The organism is Faecalicatena contorta, from assembly GCF_003149105.1.
In the GTDB taxonomy this organism is placed as follows: Bacteria; Bacillota; Clostridia; order Lachnospirales; family Lachnospiraceae; genus Muricomes; species Muricomes contortus_C.
In genome coordinates this window covers 165,989-184,495 of record NZ_QGDS01000005.1, presented here as the reverse complement: position 1 = coordinate 184,495, position 18,507 = coordinate 165,989, and the positions used below count along the sequence as shown (strand labels likewise).

Below are 18,507 nucleotides of genomic sequence, written 5' to 3'. Positions count from 1 at the left end.
GTGGATAGTAAATGGTTTAAGATAAGAAAGAATTTATTAAACAATATAGTTTGGATATTATTAATACTGGCAATTGTCGTAGTCGGAGGACTGGAAAAAAGTTTCTTTACTACAACTGTAATGGGAAATGTTCTGTCTCAGGCAACGGTTCTGGGTATTCTCTCTTTTGCCCAGGCATTTGCCATTATGTTAGGGTTGATTGACTTGTCTTTATTAGGTGTTATGTCGTTTTCGGCAACAACAGGCCTTCTTTTAATCGAAAAGGGGTGTCCGACGCCCATAGCGATTTTAATGATTTTTGTTGTTGGAGCTTTATTGGGAGCAATGAATGGTGTTTTGATTGCTAAATTAAAAGCAGTTGCTTTAGTAGAAACACTTGCCGTAAAATTAACACTTTTGGGCGCTTTTTTAGCAATCACTCAAGGCAGGGCGATAACGAGTGTTCCTGATTCATATAAATGGTTTGGACAAGGAAATATTGCAGGCATCCCAACTCTTCCAATTGCGTTAGTAATCGTGTTTGTTGTTGTATATATTTTGTGGAATAAAACTCCATATGGCAGGAGTTTGTATGCTGTAGGAGGGAACGAACATGCAGCCTATGTATCGGGTATTAAGATTGACAGAGTTAAGATAATTGCATTTACAATTTCAGGACTGCTTGCAGGTATAGCCGGCTTTTTCTTGTCCGCGTATATGGGTGCGGTTACTTCAACTTTTGGGACTTCCTATGATATGAACAATATTGCAGCAACTGTTATTGGCGGTGTTGCTTGTAGTGGAGGTAAAGGAAATGTACTTGGGGTATTGGGGGGCGTTTTACTTCTTACTGTTATTCAAGTAGGACTTCAGATATTGGGGGTTGCAAGCTACTATGTACAGATGATAAATGGTCTCATTATTTTTATCGCCGTGCTTTTGGATGCATTTAGGCTGAAATCTGAGCAAGTCAGATAAGATAATATATAGGATTCATAGCAAGTTATTAAAATTAATAAAAATTGATTTTGGATACATAGGGGAGGAATGCTGTATAATAGCTGTAAATTGCTATTATACAGCATTCCTTTTTGTATGTTTAAGATTTGCAGGTTGTATTTGGGGATTTGAAAATATATAATAGAAAGAATAATGCAATCAATTGTGAATAGGGGGAATTACATATGCAGCAGGAACAAGTTGATAGTTTAATAAAAGGATATGTGGAGCAAAGCCCCAGAAACAGAGTATATGAGGAAGAGGCCCTCAGAGAGGATTTGGCTGGGATGAAGTTATACGACGAGCCTGTCATTGGGTACTCAGACGCGGAGGATTCTTTGTATGCGGGATTAAAGGACCCTGATGTGATAGGACCTCATTTTATGCTTCCCAGTGAATGGCTGCCCGGCGCAAAGACGGTTATTAGTTTCTTTCTTCCATTTACAGAGCAGATACGGCGTGCCAATGCTTTGGAAAAGGTCCGCCCTGCTGATGAATGGCTGCATGGACGTATAGAAGGTCAGGTGTTTATTATCAGCCTGCTGGCCTACTTGTCGGAAAACCTTACTGCTGCTGGTTACCAGGCAAAAGCACCAGCTGTGGATTCCAGGTTCTTTTCTGCTGAGGCCCCTGGAGAAGATGGGCTGGGTTATACAAGTAACTGGTCGGAACGTCATGTGGCATACATATCCGGGCTGGGCACTTTTGGGCTGTCACGTGGAATGATTACCTTAAAGGGAATGGCAGGCCGGTTTGGAAGTGTTATTACAGATTGGAAGACCCAGGCTACGTCAAGAGAGTACGACAGCTATGACGAGTATTGTACCCTATGCATGGCATGTGCCAGAAAATGTCCGGTACATGCTATCTCGAAGGAGGGAAAGGATCAGGCATTATGCGCCGCATATATCAATAAAACGAAAGAACAGTTTTATCCATATTATGGGTGTGGCAAATGTCAGACTGGTGTACCCTGTGAGCATGGCAAACCAAAAGGCAGGCGGATTGACCGATAAAAAGTATTGAAAGAGAAAGGCGGATTATAATTATGAACAGCAAAATCACCAGAGAAGAAGCATTTGAGTTACTTAAGAAATATAATAAGGAGTCATTTCACATCCAACACGCACTTACGGTAGAAGGTGTTATGCGCTGGTATGCCAATGAACTTGGGTACGGCGGTGAAGCGGATTACTGGGCAATTACCGGATTACTGCACGACATTGATTTTGAACTTTACCCGGAGGAACACTGTCAGAAGGCACCTGAACTTTTGCAGGAAGGTGGCGTGGGAGAAGATATGATTCATTCTATCTGTTCTCATGGGTACGGCATTTGCAGTGATGTGAAGCCGGAGCATGAGATGGAGAAAGTCTTGTTTGCAGCGGATGAGCTGACAGGATTAATTGGGGCCGCGGCCCTGATGCGTCCTTCTAAGAGTGTAATGGATATGGAAGTTTCCAGTATAAAAAAGAAATTCAAAGATAAAAAATTTGCGGCCGGATGCTCCAGGGATATTATCCGTCAGGGCGCGGAAAATCTTGGCTGGGAGTTAAATGAATTATTTGAAAAAACCATACTGGCTATGCGTTCCTGTGAAGAAAGTATCAGAGGTGAAATGGAGAATTATACACAGATAATTTGTATTTAAGCAAAAGGGGAAGGCAGACACTATCCAGGTGTTTGGCTTCCCCGAATTTGTTATTTGACATGAGGGACTACCTTAAAAATAGCTGCATTTTGGCTGTAAAGCATCATCTTAATATTGGCTTTGAATTAAGTCATGTCGTCCCGAAGCGCATCAATAATATTTTCTTTTTTTATCTTGCTAACGGCATACAGCATTGTAATAAATACAAGAAAGAGTACACCAAACACGCTGATTGCCATACTGCCCCACGGGAATACAAATCCAATATTCCCGCCGCCGATAATCATGCCCTTATAAATCAGACAGGAAAAAATTCCTGAGAGAGGCAGTCCCCAAAGCATCGTCCGCGCTCCATAAAGAGCGCATTCAAAACGCATCATCTTATTAAAGTCCCGGTCGGACATCCCCACAGAACGGAGCATGGCAAATTCCCGTCTCCGCAGCTTGATATTGGTGGAAATGGTGTTGAAGACGTTCGCAACCGCGATCAGCGAAATCATTGTGATAAAAACAACCGAAAACAGCTTAACAATGAATGTAATATTACGGTTTTGCTCAAGTATCTCATAGACATTGTACAGATTATAGTCGGCGGTAATGCTGGCGCTGTCAATCATCGTCTGCATCTCAGTTGTTGACTGACCGGGATGTTCTGACTTGAAGGTCATGCCCAGCTTAGTAGGTTTTACAGTTGCACCTAGTGCATCAAATTGCGGTTTTACCTCGTAAGGGGCTATCACCATAAGAGAGTATCCGGGCCACTCACCCGGCTCCATGGGCAGCAGATCGGGGTAGTCTTTTACAAAAGCTGCATGGATTGTTTTCGTTTGATCTCCGGTCTTGGAGTGGAGCGTAAATTCCATAGGCTGTTCCTGCGTATACCAACGTCCGGGCAGTATTCCTGCCATAATCATTTTTTTGTCCTGACCGGTGTATTCTTCTGGGGACAGGCCGAGGCCTTCCAGCAGGTTCTGATAGACACTGTCCTCAACAAACTGAATATCCAACTGCACTTCCACCGTTTCACTTGTCCCATCATAATTAATGGGCTCGCCGTACTCATCAAAGAAATGGCTTGGCAAATCATTTGTATTGAGCACGCAGGAATAGGTCGAAAGTGCCTGATAAGTGCTTTCGGTAACACCGCCGGCGGTTTTCAGCTCATCATAAAGCTGTAACAGACTGCTTTCCTCCATGTCTCGCGTATAGAAACAGATGTCATATTCTTCAGCTACTACAGATGAATTTTCAGCAATCTGATTCAGATAGGTTCTGAAAGAGCTTGCCGACACAAATAACACGACGCTTAACGTAAGAGACAGGATAATGCTGTGGTAACGCCCCCTGTTTCTCTTAAAATTTTTTAACGCAAGGGTTTCCTCTAAACCGTAAAAGCGTTTTGCGAGCTTTGAGATTCTTATCGCTTTCGCTTCCACCTTTACCTCGTTTGTCTGGCGGATACACTCCATCACAGGCGTACTGGCGGCCTTCTTTGCCGGAATATAGGCTGAAATCAGAATAGTGAACATACTGATAGCTGCAGCAGCAACAAGAGCAGGGATGGACACCACCAAAGTCAATGGTACATTGTCATACATAACATTTGCGAAATTCTTTGCTACAAGAGAAAGCACAAGCTTGATGCTGGGTATTCCGACTAAAATGCCAATCGGAATTCCGATTGTACCGATGCAAAGGCCTTCAAACAAAACAGAATTGCGCAGTTGTTTTTCGGTGGCACCTACCGACATTAGAATTCCGAACTGATGTGTACGTTCATTCAATGAGATGTTGAATGAATTGTAAATCAGAAACACTGAGCCGAGCATAACCAGGGAAATCAAAATGCTGCCAATCGAGTACAGAAGAACTGTAAGCATCTTTTCCCCTGAAAGTCCCATAAAACGCAGTACATCATCGTTCAAAACGTAACTGTGATTATCGGATATACTGTCTGCATAAGAATGAACCTGATATGGGTCCTTCAGCGTAATAAATACTGTAAGACTGTCCGGTGCGGCTATATCCTCTGTTGTGATTAAAGTGTATCCGGGTGCAGCAAACTCCTCCATTCCAGGCCGTTGGCAGATACCGACAACCGTATATGTTTTCTCTGTCGCGGTTACAAGCGTTTCATTCCCGGCAGAATATAAATCGTGCTGGCTGAGCTTCTGATCACCGCTCATGCGGCTGCCCACCGAGAGGGTGAGTGTGTCACCCGCCAAAATTTTCACACCGCCGTTTGCCGCAATATGAGCCGGTATCATAACCTCGCTGCTGTTCTCCGGCAGTCTGCCGGAAAGGAGCTTGATGGGCAGCGTATTCAAGGCTTTCTTGTTCCATCCGGTAATAAAAAGATATGGCTTGTCGGGATTTTGCCCGCCTTCCAGTGTGGCATAGCCTATGTTCTGCAGCGCTACGGTATTTGCCACCCGGCTGTCCTCTGCCTGTTCCATCACAATAGAGGAATCTGCGTCCGGGATTTCAATATGCCAATCACCATATTTGGCAGCGGCACCGTTTATCATATAGCTTTGCAGGGATACGGCAAAGGCAGCAACTGCCGTAATCATAGCGGCGGACAGAACCACTCCGATTATTGTAACAATTGTTCGGGTACGGCTTTTCTTCAAGCTTTGCAAAGTAACTTTATTAAAAACATTCATGGCCGCACCCTCTCGTCTCTTGCTACTTTGCCGTCTGATATGCCGATAATGCGGTCTGCCTGCAAAGCGATATTTTCGTCATGGGTGACGAGAATCAGGGTCTGCCCATATTTTTGATTGCTTTCTTTCAGCAGTTTGATAATTTCATGCCCATTTCGGCTGTCCAAGCTGCCCGTGGGTTCGTCGGCAAGCATGACCGCCGGGGCATTCATCAAAGCGCGCCCTATGGAAACACGCTGTTGCTGACCGCCTGAAAGTTGATTGGGCAAATGTGTTTTGCGGTCTTTTAATCCAATCATTTCAAGGAGGTCATCCAGCCTCTCCTCGTTGACCTTGCGTTTGTCCATCAGGATAGGCAAGGTGATGTTTTCTACCACATTCAGAGTGGGAATTAGGTTGTGAAACTGGTAAATCAGTCCAACCTGCCGCCTGCGGAAGATGGCGAGTTTTTCATTGCTCTGGCCATATACATCCTGCCCCTCCAAATACACCTTTCCACTTGTGGGAATATCTACGCCGCCGATGATGTGAAGCAATGTGGATTTGCCCGAGCCGGAGGAACCGATGATTGCGGTAAACTCGCCCTTTTCGATAGTAAGCGAAACATGGTCAAGCGCGGTAACCTGATTTTCACCCTTGCCGTAAACCTTGCACAAATTTTCGATTTTTAAAAACTCCATTATGTGAGTCTCCTTTCTTATGCTTTACTCATATAATAGAACTTTAACCTTACATCTCGGTGACTTTTAAGTGAGAGATTCGTCACTTTGGGAAACGAATGGCAAATACCGCACCGCCCTGGGGGTGGTTTTTTGTGGTAATCGTCCCGCCCTGCCGTGTTATAATCATCTTGCAGAGAGCCAATCCAATCCCGTATCCTGCAGCGTTTGTGTTTTTTCCACGATAAAACCGGTCAAACAGGCGGGGTAAATCCTCTTTTTCAAAACCTGCGCCGCTGTCGTGAATGACAATCTCAGTAAACAGGGGGTTTTTCGTGCAGACAATTTCAATCTTTCCGTTATTGCCTGTGCTTTCCATGCAGTTCTTGAGGATGTTTTGAATTGCTTCTGAAAGCCAGCCAGAATCACCTTGAATGATTATCCCGTTCGGCACGTCTATCTGCACACTAATATCATGCAGTTCCATTGGGATTAAGAGCGGTCGAAGCGCGGCGCATATTAAGGTGTTTACATCTATCTGCCCGTTTTGGAACACCACAATGCCCGCGTCCAGCCGGGATAATTTTAGCAGGGAAGTAAGAAGCCAATCCATCCGTACAAGCAATTCCTCTGTTTCCCGTACAAATGCCTTCCGCTCATTTTCATCAGGGTTATTCTCTAACAATGTCAAAATGAGGTTTGCAGATGTCAGTGGGGTTCGAAGTTGGTGGGCTATATCGGCCAGCGAATCGGCAAGATGCTCTTTTTCTTTTTTCAGCATATCGTTTTGTTCACGGATACGCAGCAGCATTTTTGTTATCTCACTGTGCAGAATAGAAAGCTCGCCCTCATTCGATTCACCAATATATAGATGGTCAGTATTATGAAGCACAAGGTCGATTTCATGTGAAATCCGCGCAATACTTTTGTATCGGTTTTTGGTAAACACGAAAAATGCTGTGCCAAATGCAGCCACAGAAGCAATGGCAAGGATTCCTGCCACCTCATTGATTGCAAATCCCAGTATTACAGTGGCGGCACCCAGTAAAGAAAATAATATAGCAAATTGCCGAAACTCTCTATTCCGAAGCATACTCATCCCCCAATCTATACCCCATCCCACGAACGGTCAGAATGATTTGCGGGCTTGCCGGATCAGCTTCTATTTTTTCCCGCAGGCGTTTGATGTATACAGTCAGTGTATTATCATTGACAAACTCACCCGCCGCGTCCCACAATTCGTCAAGCAGCCTGATCCTCGTGATAATACTTTTTGGGTTACTAATAAATACCAGAAGCAAGCGGTATTCTAAGGCTGAAAGAAAAATCTCGCTGCCGTTTTTTTTCACAATGCCGCTTGACGTATCAACATGAAGCCCGAGGATTTGAAAATCCGTCTCGGAACGCCTCCCTTTTCGCAGGGCGGTTCCAATGCGCGCAATCAATTCACGCGGACGAAAGGGCTTAGTGATATAGTCGTCCGCACCTATGTTCAGTCCGGTAACAACACTTGATTCATCGCCGGAAGCCGTCAGAAAGATAACGGGAATATCTTGCGTTTCTTTGATTTCTGTACAAACCGTAAAGCCATTTCCGTCAGGCAGGGAAATATCAACCAACGCCAGGTCAAATTTATTCCTGGCAAGCATGGCAAGAGCGTCACTCTGTGTGGGGGCATGGGTAACTGTAAATCCTTCCGATTGAAGCAAAAGCACAAGGTTTCGGGCGATTGCCTTATCGTCCTCAACCAACAATATTCGTTTCATTTGTTTTCACCATCCTTTGCCTTACTGCTCCTATATCGTCCGTCAGCCAGTGCTGCTTCCTTTGTTGTTATATAATCCACGTATAAACACCTCCATAGCTGTATTGTATTTCTTTTGACGGAAATATACAAGCTATGGATTGTAAGTGATTTTAAATAAAGGTATAATATCAGTATCTAATTTAAAGCGAGGGGGCTGTATGGACACTGCATTATCATTAAGAATGAAATTTGACAATAAAGAAGCGGTTTCAGACGAAGAAATTGATACTCTGCTAAAGCAATCTAAAATAGTTCAAAAGCTGACAAAGGATTATGAAGAAAGTGCTCTTTTCAATCTTTTCCGGCTTATTTGCTTATCTGAAATTCCTTATGCAGAAAGATTACCATATACGGAAGAAGTCATTTCTTATATCTCCAATCATTTATCTGTACCGGAGGGTTTTTCTTATACAGGGAAAATTGATTATATCGTACCCTGCTACAATGCAATGCTGTTAGAAGCATATACCCGGCTAGGCAAAGCAACCTCCCGGGAAGCTCAAAATGCTTTGAATTGGATAAAACAATATCAAGTATTTGACCGTAACCAATCAACTACATGGAAATATATTGGAATTTGTAAACATGGAGGTTGTATGAATGCTACACCTTGCTATATCGGTATTGGAAAAGCTGTTAGAGCATTGATTACTTATGCTGAGTTTGTTGATCATTCTGATGAAAAAGTGGAATCCTTAATCAAAGATGGTACACACTATATGCTTCGCCACAATATGTATCAGAGATTAAGAAATCAAGCTCCAATAAGTACTCACATAACAGATATTATGTTTCCCCAAGCTTATATGCTTTCGGTTACTGACCTGGTTTGCATTGCAGGCAGGCAAAATCTTTGGGAGAACAAAGGTGCACAGGAATTAAAGGAACTTTTGCGGAAAAAATCCTGTGCAGAAAATAGTTGGAAGATTGATTACATATATAGCCATAAAGGGTATAAAGCATTTGAAGGTAAAAGCAAGCCATCAGAGTGGATTAACTATTTATTTAATTCTAGTCAAGGCTCAATAAAGAAAAAGGAGATTTAGTTCATATGAATGGGATGATAAGAAGTAATATTAAAATAGGCAGTAGAGTCCTGGTCGTGCAAAAGCAAGACCAAAGAACCGGAAAATTAACGGAAGGCATTGTGATGCGTATTCTTACGAATTCTCAGAATCATCCAAGAGGGATCAAGGTTATGCTGGAAGGCGGAATTGTAGGAAGAGTGCAGAAAATATGCGATGCACCTGCTGGGGGCGGTAATAAGAACTAGGAAAGGTTAGGGATTAAGATGAATATACAGATATTCGGTACGACAAAGTGTTTTGACACCAAGAAAGCTCAGAGATATTTCAAAGAGCGCGGTGTGAAATATCAATTTATAGATTTGAAAGAGAAAGGTCTTAGCAAAGGCGAATATACCAGCGTGAAGCAGTCTGTTGGCGGATTGGATAAAATGTTGAATCCAAAATGTAAGGATAAGGATGCATTGGCATTAATCCAATACATTTCTGAGGATGATAAAGATGAAAAGGTATTAGAGAATCAGCAGGTGTTATTGACACCGATTGTGCGGAATGGCAAGAAAGCAACCGTTGGATATCAGCCTGACGTATGGAAGGGATGGGATTAGGAATTCGAGATGTTTAAAAAGTTTATTTTATTTATATTAAAGCCTCTGTCGTTTCTTCCGGCAATTATTATGGTGTACGTGATTTTTAGTTTTTCCTCCCAATCCGGTGTGGACTCGGGTAATTTAAGCTACATTGTAAGCCATAAGATTGTGAAAATCGGGAATGAGGTATTGCAGAAGAATCTGGAGGAATGGGAGATTGATGAGGTTGCGTATAGGATAGAGTATCCGGTGAGAAAGGCAGCGCATATGACGGAATATTTTATTCTGGCTGTTACAGTGTCCCTTCCGTTTTATGTATATGGACTCCGGGGCTTTGGCCTTGTGGTGGTTGCCGGGCTGATATGCGTAGGTGTTGCCTGCGGGGATGAGTATTTCCAGTCTTTTGTGGATGGAAGAGGTCCCTCCATCAGGGATGTTGGTATTGACAGCATCGGTGTGTTTTTGGGAATTACTGCAGTACGTATTTGCTGCTGGACAGTTCTTGCACCTGCAAGGATGATGGAGCGCAGCAGGCGCCGGTGGGAAAGAAAGCGGCAGCGTGAAAGGCAGAGGGCACGTCAAAGAAGAGTGCAGAGCCGGGCACACAGCCGCTGGGAGGAATATTAAAAGTTTAAGGCAATGCAGACAATTAAGGTTTCTTAATTGTCTGCATTACGTTTTTAATAACTTCCTGCCGTATTTCTTCCTCTGATTCGGATGAAGTTCTGTAGTCAGCATATCGTGCTGCCACATACAAGTAATCCGCCAGACGGTTCATATATTGCAATGCTTTGTTATCTGCCCCGTAGTTTTGGGCTACTTTGTGAAATCTCCGTTCCGCTCTTCTTGCAACAGCCCGTGCCACATCCAGACGTGCAGACTGCTCGCAGCCTCCGTATAAAATAAATTCTTTGGCGCGGGGAAATGCATTTTCCATCCAATCGATTTCCGCCTCAAGTTCCTGAATCTTATCCTCAGAGAGGCGGTATTGGGAATTTCGGGGGTCGGCTATTTGGGCCATTATCTGCATCAATTCTTTTTGAATCTGTGAAAGGCGGTCATGAAGAGACTGCTCAGCGATTACTTTTGCAAGTCCGATGTGGCTGCTCAGCTCGTCTATGGTCCCCAGCAGTTCAATTCTGTCATCATACTTGGAGACTCTGATTCCGTTCATGAGAGAGGTTTTACCTCCATCTCCGCTTTTGGTATAAATTTTCATTGCATTCCTCCCACTTTGTAGTAAAATCAGTAACAGTTCAAGCCATGAGCTCGATTACGCGCCGCTTCATCTCGCTTTGACAGAGCGCCAAATAAATTTCCAGGGATATATGTCATGCGCAAGCAAGCTTTCTCCTGGCATATATCCCTGCAAATTTGCATGGCTGAACTGTTACAAAAATCATTTAAAAGGCAGCTTTTTAATAGCACGTGCGCTGTTCGCACCCAGTTTCCGGCACTGTTCTTTATCAGGGGTTTGATAGCTTTCCACAGGACGGTTCTTTTCAATGCCGCGCATCTGCAGAGCAATATAAGTGCCCCTTATACCGATTCCGGAGCCAAGCATAGAATCGTTTGCCGCATTCCAGGCCAGTTCCTTCAGATTGGTGTTATCCATTTCTTTCAACTCGAAAAATACGCCTTCTTCTTCTATCCCGGCGCAGATTTCCTTCACGACAGCGGCATCGGGTTCATTTGCATATATAAAAATAGAAGGTTTTTTAATTATCATTGTCTTTCCCCCACATATGAAAGCACAAGACCGGTTGCTACGGCATTCCGGGGGCCTTCCTGGCCGCGGATGTTGCCCCTGCCGCATACAATGCGGTAGCCGGAGAATTCCTCCATCAGCATTTCCGGTATCTCGAAGTCTTCGGCTGAACCGCCCACCAGCACAACGTTGGATATGTTTTTCAAATCATGGTCCGGTGCTACCTTTTGAAGGGCACGAAATGCATTTGTTACAAATACTTTTCGCTTTGCGTCCCGGCGTACCTGGGCAATCTTCTCCATTGGGATATCCTTTTCTATACGAATAAAGCCTTCCTCTGACAGAAGGACAACCCGCCCGTAAAATCTTGGATCAATGGACTCGTCTACAAAAGTCATCTGCCCGTTTTCCATACGCACATGAAAAAGGCTCTCTACCTTTGCCAGGGGATATTTTTTTATCTGTTCCGCTATGTGTCTGTCCCCCAGTCCCAGCTCTGTCTCAATGAGCATGGAAACCAGCTCTCCGGCCCCTGCCTGGTGAGTAATGACAACCTTTCCTTCTTCTGATATTACAGCCGCATCCGTAGAACCTCCGCCCATATCCAGAATGGCAAGGGGAAGTTTTGTACCCGGAGTGGTAAGGGCACCCAGGCTTGCCATAACAGCCTCCACACCTGCAACCTTCACATCTGTGTCCAGCTCCAGCTTTAATTTTTCGGCAATCTGGCGCATAGGCAGCTTCTGTGTTTTTACCATAGCCGCAATACCGACTGCTTTCTCCAGACAGGTTTCACCTGCCAGTGCCCCGGAGATTAAAACAGGTGCCAATGTATCAACTGCCAGAATATCTGTAATATGGACATCTGCATTGGCAGTGCCGTCTAATTCGCTCATACCTTTTTTAATGCGGGCAAACATATTTCCCACATTCGTTTCCGGCTGTCCGGTGATATCGCGGATGCTACCTGCATCGGACACAACCTGCATGATTTTTTCCGCCCCTTCATCCAGGTTGATGGAAGCGCTATGCTCTGCATCAAGATAAATCTCTCCTGCGGGGAGTACATTTTCACGGACATTGCCGCCGGGAGTTTTCAAAACAACAGCGCTGCGTTTTCCAATCAGACTTTTGGCAATGGGAGTGACGGTGCGCGTCTCTTCTGCATTCAAATCAAGAAGAGTTGCTATTCCGTAAGGATTTGACAACATGCGTATCGTCTGCCCGGGAAGTGCAACTTCAATTGCCGCAGGAACTCCGCCGGGAAGCTTGTCAATCCGTGCCACTTCATCTATAATGGGAACTTTTTTATGAAGGCGGTTTTTTACAAGAACAGCTTCGTCGGCCTGCAGAATGACTCCGGTAATATTCAGGGAATCCCCGGATTGATTCAGGATGGCGGCAATTTCTTCATAGGAATAGGAAGCAGGTGCCGCAACAATATAGGGTGTTCCCGGAACTCCCCGGGATATATTTTCAATCAGCAGAATTTCTCCAACTGCCTGGCCTGCTCCTGCAGGGGTAGAAGGATTGTGGCCAATCATAGAAGAGTCCGTGATGATTGTCTCGGTCAGTGTTTCCATGGCAGTATCACCAATGACCGGTGCCGCTTCATTCAGGCGGATCAGGGAAATGTCTTCCACGTCCCTGCCGATCTTACTCATGGCCTGTTTTAAGGCGGCTTTGACTCCATGGGTGTTGGAGACAGTTCCCTTCGTACCGGTAGTCGGGCATGAAGCACTGGTCAGGAAATGAATGCTGCCGTCAGCGGCGGCTTCCCCGACACATACTTCTGTTGTAGAATTTCCGATATCTATTCCGGCAATATAACTCAAAGCAGAATCCCTCTTTTCTCATACACTTCGGCGGCTTCCATTACAAGCCTTGCACAGTTTTTCGCGTTATATTTTTCTAAAAGCTCCTGGGCCATCATCACCAACTCCAGTTTAGTAGAGCGGTTGGGGCGCAGTTTATCATACATTTTTAAAATTACATCATCGGGTACATCTACCAGTTCTGCCGCACGCTCAAAATTTTTCTCCATAGGGTCATTGCCTGCATCTCTGGCTACCTGTCCCTGTGCTCTGAGCATTTCTTTAGATATCTTAATATCATCGGCAGAAACGCGGTTTTTCATCACTTCATCCAGTGTAATATCGGTTAGTTTTTTACCGGTTCTGGATGTAATTTTTTCTTTTTCATGTTCGCCTAATGGGTATTGCATTTATCTTCCCTCCCATTCAATAATTCCTATTTCTGGGTCAAGCTGTTCCGTCTCCGCAATATGCATCAGTGCAGCTTTTACCTGGTATTTTGGACGGGACATAGGGTCATTGGTGGACGGAATCGGTACGACCTGCTCGCCCTTTACATATTTTGCAGCATTCTGGCCAATCTTACGGTAAGTTTCCAGGTCCATCAAAGGTGCCTGGGGAAACAGCTCCAGGTTAGAGAGCGGGTATAAATCCTTCTGGTGGATAACAGTCGTCCCTTTGGACTGAATCCCGATGCCGATGCCGGAGCCGGAAAGTTTAGCGGCTTCCAGTGCCATAAAGCAGACATCAGAAGTATCCAGGATTTTGACAACTCTGGGAACCATGCCCTCTTCTTCAATTCCTGCCTTTACATTTTCCAGAACATCATCCAGGGGAATGCCGCAGATGGTTTTCTGGATTTCTTTCTGAAATGCGGCGCCCACACCTATGACAACCTCTTTCGGGTCAGTACCCTTTTTGGCTTTAGTCCAGGATGCGTAGGAAGTCTTTGCTTCATGAATTCTTTCACGTCCCGCCATAGATGGTATTGCAGAGGCGGACGGCACAGTTGTTGTTCCGGTATCCTTCTCTTTCTGTTTCATCTCAGCAAGGACCGCATTTGTAATCTGTTTTATTAAATCTTCATTCATCTGCATATGCTCACCTTTCTTCCTTATATATCCTGTGGGTTTATAATATGAGGAATCTTTTTGATTTCTTCCCAGCGCTCACCTTCTACACGGTAGCCGGTTCCTGGTCCCATATAGTCATTGGGAGTATTTACGCCAGACAGGACGTGAAAGTCTCTGTCCAAAATGGCTGCTGTTTGCATGTAATCACCTGCAACGCGCTGCTTGAGCATACTCAGCACACTTTCTGCAAGGTCCTGATAGCCTGACTCAGCCAGGGCTTTCACCACGTCAACTCCTGTGATGCCCCGCTTAAGGACATCTTCCGCTGCCATCAAATCGGCTGTAACATCACGAGGCAGAGTATCTTTACTTCCATGTGCATAAGTGACTGCTTCGACCTGCTCATCAGAAACTGGCGACAGTCCAAGCTGTCTGAAGACTGCCTGTACAGCTTTCCCTGCTTTTTGCCGGACATGGATGACCTCTTCTTCTGTAACCGGACGTAAGCCTCCGTCTACCTGCATATCTCTCTGCAATACATTGTAATCGTCAAAGTCTTCAGCGTCAAAATTGGAGCCTGCAAACATATTATCATAGTTTGGTTCCCCGGCGTAGCCGGAGAAAATAAAGTCGGTTCCCGGAAGGAACTGAAGCATAGTCCTTGCAGTTCTTCTCATGTCAGAGTTGGAGAAGCTCTGGTCATTAGAGGATGCACATTCCAAACCAAGAAGGGCCGCTACAAGATTCTCACTCATGACTTCCCGGATACCTCCCGGTACTGCACCAGGTACTCCGATACAGCTGACGGAACCATTTTGGATTCCCTGGCTTCCCGCACCCTTTGTTGCATAGAGACAGCGGCATTCCAGATAAAGCATGGACTTCTTTTCGCTGTTCCCCATCAGGACTTCTGAGCCGGAACCGGAGGTGAAGCGGACCTTCAGTCCTCTGGAAGCGTATGCTGAGTTCAAAAATGCTTTAGAATAAGGAGTGTCATCCCCATCGATAAATACCTTTTCCGTACCATATACGGAAAGTGTCTCCGCATATGTAGTCAGACCTCTGATACCAAGCTCCAGCTCTGTAGCTTCTTCGGCAGAACACTGTGTCAGTATGCCGGGGCGCCCAACCTGAGAACCGATTAACAGTGCTATAGCACTTAGCGGCGCATACCGGGCAACACCCATAGTTGTCTCTTCTTCCGCAAATCCACGGAGTGCGCCTTCTGCGGCATCTGCTGCTATCTGTACCGGATCATCCTTCAGATTTGTAATGTGTGCCTGGTTTCCCGGCATCCTGCGTGCACGCATTTTCTGCATTCCCATCATGAGCTCTACTACATTAAGATGGTTCATAACTTCCACCATCTTGGCAGGAGTGATACCACTTATGATTTCTAAAATTTCTTTTCTGGACACATGAATATCTACAATCATCCTGGCAATATCCAGAGAAGGGATTGTCATAGATTTTTCTGCCCGCCCGGTATGGATTGCATAATCAGCAATAAACTGGTCAATAAAATCAAATTCTTCTCTTTTCTTACCATCTAATTCTATGATTTTTCCATTTTCTACCTTAATAGAGGGTTTGGGGTCGTATGGGCTTGCCATTGCCACAAATCCCATCTCAGGCCATTCGTTGATGTAACCGTCCATATTCACAGGACGCTTGTCCAGTGTTTCAATACGTTTTGATTTTTTCATCTCTCTTCTCCTAACGGATAGTATCCCACGATTTACAGTGCCTCTATTATACACCAAACACAGGGAAATAGCAATGTATTATTGCATAAAACATACAAAAAACCACATATACAACATTTGAAAACCACATGAAACAACATATAGTGTGTAATGAAGGTGAAGTTTGACACAGCTATAAAATAATTATATAGTAAGTTAGTAAAAGCTAACCAATGGAAAGGATTATATTATGGAGTTAAAGCAATTGGAATATTTTGTAGTAGCCAGTGAATGCGGCAGTTTTAATAAAGCGTCGGAATGTTTATATACATCTCAGCCCAATGTCAGCAAGGTAGTGGCAAGTCTGGAAAAAGAGCTGGGACGGGAACTTTTTGTGCGTACGAGAAAAGGAATCCAGCTTACGGCCTTTGGTGAAACAATGAGGGAATATGCACAGAATATACTAATAAATGTGCAGATTATGAATAGTATGGCTCCGGTTAACCCAGGCAGGAAATTGTCGCTATCTACGTACCCCAGTAACATGATTGCCAGACTTTTAGTGGACTTTTACAAGGAAATGGGGGAAGAGTACGTTGTTGAGTATTTACAGGGGACAGTAGAGGAGATTACGGACAATGTAAAAAAGGGAATTTCGGAGCTTGGCATTGTGTTTATTGCTGAGAAACAGCTGACGGCTTTCCAGCATATCTTATCTCATAAAAACTTAAGATTCTATACATTAGATACGAAGGAAGTCTGTGTCTATGTAGGGGAAAATAACCCCCTATTCCACAGGGACAGTATAGACTTTTCAGAACTTCCGGAGCTTAAATTTATCAGAGGCGTGAGAGATTACTTTTCCATGGAACATCACCTGGAATCGGTGAGCCTGGGGGTAATCAGTACGGAAAAATTAAGGCATGTGATCTATTCTAACAGTGACCACATGACTATTGATGTACTGCTGCATACAGATATATGCAGCCTGGGCATTAACTTTATGAATGAAAAATATGAGCAATATCCTATAAAAACACTTGCAGTGAATAATTGTGAACCATTTCTTGTCATTGGTTATGTGGCTGATGAAAATAGAGAATTAAGTCTGCAGGCAAAGTGGTTTATCGAAAGATTAAAAAGTATATTATAACAAATTGTTATATCAGGAACTTCCAAAACGATATTAGTTAGAAAGCACTAACTTGTGTTACACTCACATAAGCCGAGAAAAAAGGAGGAAGTTTTTGTGAAGAGAAAATTTTTTATGTTAGTAATGGCAGGTATACTTGCAGCTTCTGTTATAACAGGCTGTGGAAATAAGGAGCAGGAGTCAAAGAGTGAGACTTCGCCGGAGGCTTCTGGTAATGAGGAGTTAGTATTTGTCAATTACCGGGATATCAGGGACTTAAACCCTCATCTGTATGCCGGTGAAATGTATGCCCAGGAAATGTTATATGAAACTTTGGTAAATATTACAGAGAGTGGATACGAGGGCTGTATTGCTGAAAGCTGGGAAATCAGTGAAGACGGAAAAACGTATACATTCCAGATCAGAGACGGAATTACCTTTTCTGACGGAGAGGTATGCGATGCTTATGCGGTAAAAGCAAATTTTGATGCTATTATTGAAAATAAGGACAGGCACACATGGCTGGAAATGATGAATCTTCTAAAAGGAGTGTCAGCCCCGGATGAAAAAACTTTTGTGATTGAACTGTCAGAGCCTTATTATCCTATGCTTACAGAGCTTGGTGTGACAAGACCTTTTGCAATGATTTCTCCAAAAGCTATGAAAGACGGAAGTACGAAGGATGGTGTAAATGAATACATCGGGACAGGTGCCTATGTGCTGACAGATTTTGTGACAGACGAATATGCGGTGTTTGAAGTAAATGAAAATTACTGGGGAGAAAAACCTGAGATTAAGAAGATTACAGTTAAGGTTATTCCTGACAATCAGACCAGAATCATGGCACTGGAAAAAGGTGAGATAGATTTAATCTTCGGAAAAAATATGATAGATGCTGATGCAGTAAACAAATATATTGACAGTGAAGAGTTTAAAGTTGCTCTTTCAGATCCTACATCCACACGCCAGATTGTTTTAAATACATCGAATGAAATCCTGAAAGATAAGGAAGTACGCCAGGCAATTCAGCACGCAACAAATAAAGAGGCTATTTCAGAAGGAATCTTCTACGGTCTGGAGAAGCCCGCAGATACATTATTTGCAGAAACAGTTCCATACTGTGGCATTGATTTGCAGCCATATTCTTACGCAGCAGAGCAGGCGGAACAGATGCTGGGTGAAGCAGGCTGGGTAAAGGGTACCGGCGGTGTGCGTGAAAAAGACGGCAAAAAAATGGAGTTATCTCTGTTGTATAACAGTGACAGTGTAACAGAAAAAACAATTGCAGAATACCTTCAGTCTGAATATGACAAGCTGGGAATTTCCTTGAATATCAGCGGAGAAGAAGAACAATCCTACAGAGATAAAATGAAAGCCGGAACTTTTGATATGGTATTTAACATCTGCTGGGGAACACCATATGATCCGCAGTCCTCTCTGGCAGCAATGAGACAGCCTGTATACGGAGATTATGCAGCACAGCTTGGTCTGGGGGATAAGGCAGAAATAGATGCCGCAATTACAGAAATCCTGACTTCCACCGATAAAGCAAAAAGACAAGAATTATATACATTCGTGCTTACAAGACTGCACGAGGACGCGGTGTACATACCATTGACTTATGAGTGCAACAAAGCAATCTACCGTTCAGATCTGGAAGGAATGCATTTCACACAGACACAATATGAGGTTCCATTCTACGATATGTATTTTGAATAA

The 18,507-nt window shown here is 43.9% G+C and carries 19 protein-coding genes; 9 read left to right on the top strand and 10 right to left on the bottom strand.

Annotated features, from left to right (window positions below; all coding sequences use genetic code 11):
• The 3 genes from A8805_RS10570 (at window position 1) to A8805_RS10560 (ending at window position 2,629) form a co-directional block, all read left to right on the top strand.
• Complete coding sequence (locus A8805_RS10570) at window positions 1–957, top strand: ABC transporter permease (protein WP_242992338.1); 957 nt, start codon at window positions 1–3, stop codon at window positions 955–957.
• Between the two features lie 206 nt (window positions 958–1,163).
• Complete coding sequence (locus A8805_RS10565) at window positions 1,164–1,994, top strand: 4Fe-4S binding protein (RefSeq protein ID WP_109710877.1); 831 nt, start codon at window positions 1,164–1,166, stop codon at window positions 1,992–1,994.
• Window positions 1,995–2,026: 32 nt separating this feature from the next.
• Window positions 2,027–2,629, top strand: a complete 603-nt coding sequence (locus A8805_RS10560; RefSeq protein WP_109710875.1) for a hydrolase — start codon at window positions 2,027–2,029, stop codon at window positions 2,627–2,629.
• 125 nt (window positions 2,630–2,754) lie between these two features.
• On the opposite strand, the gene A8805_RS10555 is transcribed toward A8805_RS10560, so the two are convergent.
• The 4 genes from A8805_RS10555 to A8805_RS10540 form a co-directional block, all read right to left on the bottom strand.
• Window positions 2,755–5,295 carry an ABC transporter permease gene (locus A8805_RS10555; RefSeq protein ID WP_109710873.1) on the bottom strand — a complete coding sequence of 847 codons (2,541 nt, stop codon included), beginning with the start codon at window positions 5,293–5,295 and terminating at the stop codon, window positions 2,755–2,757.
• Window positions 5,292–5,975, bottom strand: coding sequence for an ABC transporter ATP-binding protein (locus A8805_RS10550; RefSeq protein ID WP_109710871.1), 684 nt, complete (start codon window positions 5,973–5,975; stop codon window positions 5,292–5,294). Before A8805_RS10550 ends, A8805_RS10555 begins: the two co-directional genes overlap by 4 nt.
• 82 nt (window positions 5,976–6,057) lie before the next feature.
• Window positions 6,058–7,047 (bottom strand): sensor histidine kinase, encoded by a 990-nt coding sequence (locus A8805_RS10545; protein ID WP_109710869.1) that lies wholly within the window; start codon window positions 7,045–7,047, stop codon window positions 6,058–6,060.
• Window positions 7,034–7,720, bottom strand: coding sequence for a response regulator transcription factor (locus A8805_RS10540; RefSeq protein ID WP_109710867.1), 687 nt, complete (start codon window positions 7,718–7,720; stop codon window positions 7,034–7,036). Before A8805_RS10540 ends, A8805_RS10545 begins: the two co-directional genes overlap by 14 nt.
• A gap of 199 nt (window positions 7,721–7,919) precedes the next feature.
• On the opposite strand from A8805_RS10540, the gene A8805_RS10535 reads away from it, so the two are divergent.
• The 4 genes from A8805_RS10535 to A8805_RS10520 are packed head-to-tail and all read left to right on the top strand — an operon-like array spanning window position 7,920 to window position 10,003.
• The gene (locus A8805_RS10535; protein ID WP_109710865.1) at window positions 7,920–8,807 is read left to right on the top strand and encodes a hypothetical protein; all 888 of its coding nucleotides are present in this window, start codon (window positions 7,920–7,922) and stop codon (window positions 8,805–8,807) included.
• Between the two features lie 5 nt (window positions 8,808–8,812).
• Window positions 8,813–9,034: a YwbE family protein gene (locus A8805_RS10530; RefSeq protein WP_109710863.1), complete on the top strand. Its 222-nt coding sequence runs from the start codon at window positions 8,813–8,815 to the stop codon at window positions 9,032–9,034.
• An 18-nt stretch (window positions 9,035–9,052) separates the two neighbouring features.
• Complete coding sequence (locus A8805_RS10525; RefSeq protein WP_109710861.1) at window positions 9,053–9,394, top strand: arsenate reductase family protein; 342 nt, start codon at window positions 9,053–9,055, stop codon at window positions 9,392–9,394.
• A gap of 9 nt (window positions 9,395–9,403) precedes the next feature.
• Window positions 9,404–10,003, top strand: a complete 600-nt coding sequence (locus A8805_RS10520; protein WP_109710859.1) for a VanZ family protein — start codon at window positions 9,404–9,406, stop codon at window positions 10,001–10,003.
• A 22-nt stretch (window positions 10,004–10,025) separates the two neighbouring features.
• On the opposite strand, the gene A8805_RS10515 is transcribed toward A8805_RS10520, so the two are convergent.
• From A8805_RS10515 to A8805_RS10490, 6 genes are all read right to left on the bottom strand, one after another.
• On the bottom strand, window positions 10,026–10,595 hold the full coding sequence (locus A8805_RS10515; protein WP_109710856.1) for a cob(I)yrinic acid a,c-diamide adenosyltransferase: 570 nt from the start codon (window positions 10,593–10,595) through the stop codon (window positions 10,026–10,028).
• A 180-nt stretch (window positions 10,596–10,775) separates the two neighbouring features.
• Entirely contained in the window at window positions 10,776–11,105 is a 330-nt protein-coding gene (locus tag A8805_RS10510) for a glycerol dehydratase reactivase beta/small subunit family protein (RefSeq protein WP_109710854.1), read from the bottom strand.
• The gene (locus A8805_RS10505; protein WP_109710852.1) at window positions 11,102–12,919 is read right to left on the bottom strand and encodes a diol dehydratase reactivase subunit alpha; all 1,818 of its coding nucleotides are present in this window, start codon (window positions 12,917–12,919) and stop codon (window positions 11,102–11,104) included. Before A8805_RS10505 ends, A8805_RS10510 begins: the two co-directional genes overlap by 4 nt.
• Entirely contained in the window at window positions 12,916–13,308 is a 393-nt protein-coding gene (locus A8805_RS10500) for a diol dehydratase small subunit (protein ID WP_109710850.1), read from the bottom strand. The genes A8805_RS10505 and A8805_RS10500 overlap by 4 nt, the downstream gene beginning before the upstream one ends.
• On the bottom strand, window positions 13,309–13,995 hold the full coding sequence (locus tag A8805_RS10495; RefSeq protein ID WP_109710848.1) for a propanediol/glycerol family dehydratase medium subunit: 687 nt from the start codon (window positions 13,993–13,995) through the stop codon (window positions 13,309–13,311).
• A gap of 17 nt (window positions 13,996–14,012) precedes the next feature.
• Entirely contained in the window at window positions 14,013–15,677 is a 1,665-nt protein-coding gene (locus A8805_RS10490) for a propanediol/glycerol family dehydratase large subunit (RefSeq protein WP_109710846.1), read from the bottom strand.
• A gap of 229 nt (window positions 15,678–15,906) precedes the next feature.
• On the opposite strand from A8805_RS10490, the gene A8805_RS10485 reads away from it, so the two are divergent.
• Both A8805_RS10485 and nikA read left to right on the top strand, forming a co-directional pair.
• Window positions 15,907–16,809 carry a LysR family transcriptional regulator gene (locus tag A8805_RS10485; protein ID WP_109710844.1) on the top strand — a complete coding sequence of 301 codons (903 nt, stop codon included), beginning with the start codon at window positions 15,907–15,909 and terminating at the stop codon, window positions 16,807–16,809.
• 96 nt (window positions 16,810–16,905) lie between these two features.
• Window positions 16,906–18,507 (top strand): nickel ABC transporter substrate-binding protein, encoded by a 1,602-nt coding sequence (gene nikA, locus A8805_RS10480; protein ID WP_109710842.1) that lies wholly within the window; start codon window positions 16,906–16,908, stop codon window positions 18,505–18,507.

What these genes read in the sequence shown, in the direction of transcription:
- A8805_RS10565 (WP_109710877.1), top strand. Translation starts at nt 1,164, where the DNA reads ATGCAGCAGGAACAAGTTGATAGTTTAATAAAAGGATATGTGGAGCAA.
- A8805_RS10560 (WP_109710875.1), top strand. Translation starts at nt 2,027, where the DNA reads ATGAACAGCAAAATCACCAGAGAAGAAGCATTTGAGTTACTTAAGAAA.
- A8805_RS10555 (WP_109710873.1), bottom strand. Translation starts at nt 5,295, where the DNA reads ATGAATGTTTTTAATAAAGTTACTTTGCAAAGCTTGAAGAAAAGCCGT.
- A8805_RS10550 (WP_109710871.1), bottom strand. Translation starts at nt 5,975, where the DNA reads ATGGAGTTTTTAAAAATCGAAAATTTGTGCAAGGTTTACGGCAAGGGT.
- A8805_RS10545 (WP_109710869.1), bottom strand. Translation starts at nt 7,047, where the DNA reads ATGCTTCGGAATAGAGAGTTTCGGCAATTTGCTATATTATTTTCTTTA.
- A8805_RS10540 (WP_109710867.1), bottom strand. Translation starts at nt 7,720, where the DNA reads ATGAAACGAATATTGTTGGTTGAGGACGATAAGGCAATCGCCCGAAAC.
- A8805_RS10535 (WP_109710865.1), top strand. Translation starts at nt 7,920, where the DNA reads ATGGACACTGCATTATCATTAAGAATGAAATTTGACAATAAAGAAGCG.
- A8805_RS10530 (WP_109710863.1), top strand. Translation starts at nt 8,813, where the DNA reads ATGAATGGGATGATAAGAAGTAATATTAAAATAGGCAGTAGAGTCCTG.
- A8805_RS10525 (WP_109710861.1), top strand. Translation starts at nt 9,053, where the DNA reads ATGAATATACAGATATTCGGTACGACAAAGTGTTTTGACACCAAGAAA.
- A8805_RS10520 (WP_109710859.1), top strand. Translation starts at nt 9,404, where the DNA reads ATGTTTAAAAAGTTTATTTTATTTATATTAAAGCCTCTGTCGTTTCTT.
- A8805_RS10515 (WP_109710856.1), bottom strand. Translation starts at nt 10,595, where the DNA reads ATGAAAATTTATACCAAAAGCGGAGATGGAGGTAAAACCTCTCTCATG.
- A8805_RS10510 (WP_109710854.1), bottom strand. Translation starts at nt 11,105, where the DNA reads ATGATAATTAAAAAACCTTCTATTTTTATATATGCAAATGAACCCGAT.
- A8805_RS10500 (WP_109710850.1), bottom strand. Translation starts at nt 13,308, where the DNA reads ATGCAATACCCATTAGGCGAACATGAAAAAGAAAAAATTACATCCAGA.
- A8805_RS10495 (WP_109710848.1), bottom strand. Translation starts at nt 13,995, where the DNA reads ATGCAGATGAATGAAGATTTAATAAAACAGATTACAAATGCGGTCCTT.
- A8805_RS10490 (WP_109710846.1), bottom strand. Translation starts at nt 15,677, where the DNA reads ATGAAAAAATCAAAACGTATTGAAACACTGGACAAGCGTCCTGTGAAT.
- A8805_RS10485 (WP_109710844.1), top strand. Translation starts at nt 15,907, where the DNA reads ATGGAGTTAAAGCAATTGGAATATTTTGTAGTAGCCAGTGAATGCGGC.